The sequence below is a fragment of the Psychrobacillus sp. genome, from assembly GCF_056205495.1.
This window is the reverse complement of the sequence record NZ_JBAEAP010000428.1, coordinates 1-2,278: the sequence shown is the minus strand read 5'-3', so window position 1 is coordinate 2,278 and position 2,278 is coordinate 1. Positions and strand designations below refer to the sequence as shown.

The following is a 2,278-nucleotide window of genomic DNA, read 5'->3' as shown; positions in this document are numbered from 1 at the left end:
CCGTATCCTGGACTGCCGTCATTCATAACGGTAGAGCCTAATAGAAGCATCTGTACTTTTTCCTCCTGGTCATAGCGACCAAGCACTAACTCCTGTACTTTCGTATCGGCATTGCTAAGTGCCGCCATGATTCCATCTCTTGTTAACTCTAGCTTTTCAGGTAAGGGTGTTGTCTCTTCGCTAGAAGTTGATTCTTCTTTCTGAACCTTTTCCATTTGAGAATCTGTAGCAGTTTTTGACAAATTATGTGCATTTTCTAGCTTATCCTTCCACATAAAGTAGCTCAATATTAAGATGATGACACAAAGTATCGATAGTACTAGCATAATAGACTTATGTAAATTCAAGTAATAACCTCCGTTTGGTTAAATAGGTATTATTTTATTTCAGATGGTTTTATTATACTGCCCTATGATAGAATAATAAAGATAATATATGTTATACTGAGTCAAAATTCGTAAAAGATAGAGAGAAGGAGTTATCAATTAATGGAAGAAACAATCAGTCTCCAGGATCTTTTTAAGACGTTAAAAAAGAGATTGGCACTCATCATTGTCATGACAATTTTAGCAATAACAATTAGTGGTGTCGTTAGTTTTCTATTGCTTACACCAATTTATCAATCTTCGACACAAATTTTAGTGAACCAAGAGAAGACAGACGCAACTAACTTTAACTCCCAGGAAATACAAGCAAACTTACAGCTGATTAATACATACAATGTCATTATTAAAAGTCCAGCTATTCTTTCCTTAGTTATTGAGAAGCTAGATTTAGACACTACTACTGGTGCTTTAACGGAGCAAATTACAGTAAATAATGCGGAAAACTCGCAGGTAGTCAATATTACCGTTCAGGATCCGAACCCAAAACGAGCAGTCGATATTGCCAATATGACGGCCGAGGTATTCCAAGCAGAGATTAAGAATTTGATGAAGGTAGATAATGTCAGTGTGTTAACACCGGCTATTCTATCGGATAATCCATCTCCAGTGAAGCCTAACCCGATGCTGAATATGGCGATTGGAGCAGTTATCGGCCTAATGCTAGGAGTAGGGATTGCCTTCCTATTGGAATATTTAGATACGACTGTCAAAAATGAGCAGGATGTAGAGGACGTATTAGGCTTACCAGTATTGGGACTGATCAGTGTTATTTCCGATAAAGATCTTCAAAGCACGAAGCTTGAAGTAGCAAGCAGACGAAAGAGGGCATAAAATGGCTAAGAAAAAAAAGAAAATCATCCAAAAAGCAGCGAGAAAGCTCATCGCAGCAGCTAACCCTAAATCGATTGTTTCTGAGCAGTTTCGGACACTTCGAACAAATATCAATTTTTCCATGCCGGACAAGCCGATTAAAACATTATTATTTACTTCCGCCTCTCCAGGTGAAGGGAAATCGACGGTCGCTGCAAATACAGCGGTAGTATTTGCGCAGGAAGGTAAGAAGGTGCTGTTAATAGACGCGGATATGCGTAAACCGACCGTGCACTACACGTTCCACTTAACGAATACAGTAGGGTTATCCAATTTGTTAACTAGACAAGTATTACTAGAGGATGCGCTAAAGCAGACCGAAACGGAAAACTTACACATTATTACGTGTGGTCCTATTCCTCCAAATCCCGCAGAGCTACTAAGCTCCAATACAATGGGAAAAGTAATTGAACAATTAAAAGAACAATATGACCTAATCATTTTCGATGCACCGCCGATATTATCTGTGACAGATGCACAAATACTTTCGAACATATGCGATGGAACGATTTTAGTAATGAGTTCTGGAGAAACGGAAAAAGAAGCGGTGGTAAAGGCGAAGGAAGCATTAGTTTCTTCCCAAGCGAACATATTAGGAGTCGTTTTGAATAATTTCGTTCTTCAAAAGGATCATTATTATCAATATTATGGTTCGGGAGAGTGATTGGGCAACAATACCAATCACTCTTTTAATTTACAAAAAAGGGGATAAAGGTTATAAAATGGTAGATATACATGCTCATATACTCTATGGAGTGGATGACGGGCCAGCTACATTAGAAGAATCGCTTGGTCTATTATATCAGGCGGAAAAAGAAGGACTAACTGATATTATGGTAACACCACATGGCTATCACCCACAATTTGATGTTCAAAGAGAAATCGTTTTGGAAAGATTTAATGAAATCCAAGAATTGGCGAAGGATAGAGGCATTTCGATTAATTTGAAGTTAGGTCAGGAAGTTAGAATTGGTGAATCTACTATTCAACAAGTAGAATCTGGAGAGGCTTTTACATTAGGT

The 2,278-nt window shown here is 38.1% G+C and carries 3 protein-coding genes and 1 pseudogene; 3 read left to right on the top strand and 1 reads right to left on the bottom strand.

Features of this window, described 5'->3' with window-relative positions; translation table 11 throughout:
• Positions 1-347, bottom strand: a pseudogene (locus AC06OU_RS12525) (hypothetical protein); the annotation flags it as partial.
• A gap of 141 nt (positions 348-488) precedes the next feature.
• Between AC06OU_RS12525 and AC06OU_RS12520 the strand changes: the two are divergent.
• From AC06OU_RS12520 to AC06OU_RS12510, 3 genes are all read left to right on the top strand, one after another.
• Positions 489-1,217, top strand: a complete 729-nt coding sequence (locus AC06OU_RS12520) for a YveK family protein (RefSeq protein WP_475856166.1) — start codon at positions 489-491, stop codon at positions 1,215-1,217.
• A 1-nt stretch (position 1,218) separates the two neighbouring features.
• On the top strand, positions 1,219-1,920 hold the full coding sequence (locus AC06OU_RS12515; protein ID WP_475856165.1) for a CpsD/CapB family tyrosine-protein kinase: 702 nt from the start codon (positions 1,219-1,221) through the stop codon (positions 1,918-1,920).
• A 58-nt stretch (positions 1,921-1,978) separates the two neighbouring features.
• On the top strand, positions 1,979-2,278 hold a 300-nt coding region (locus tag AC06OU_RS12510; RefSeq protein WP_475856163.1), incomplete at its 3' end, for a CpsB/CapC family capsule biosynthesis tyrosine phosphatase.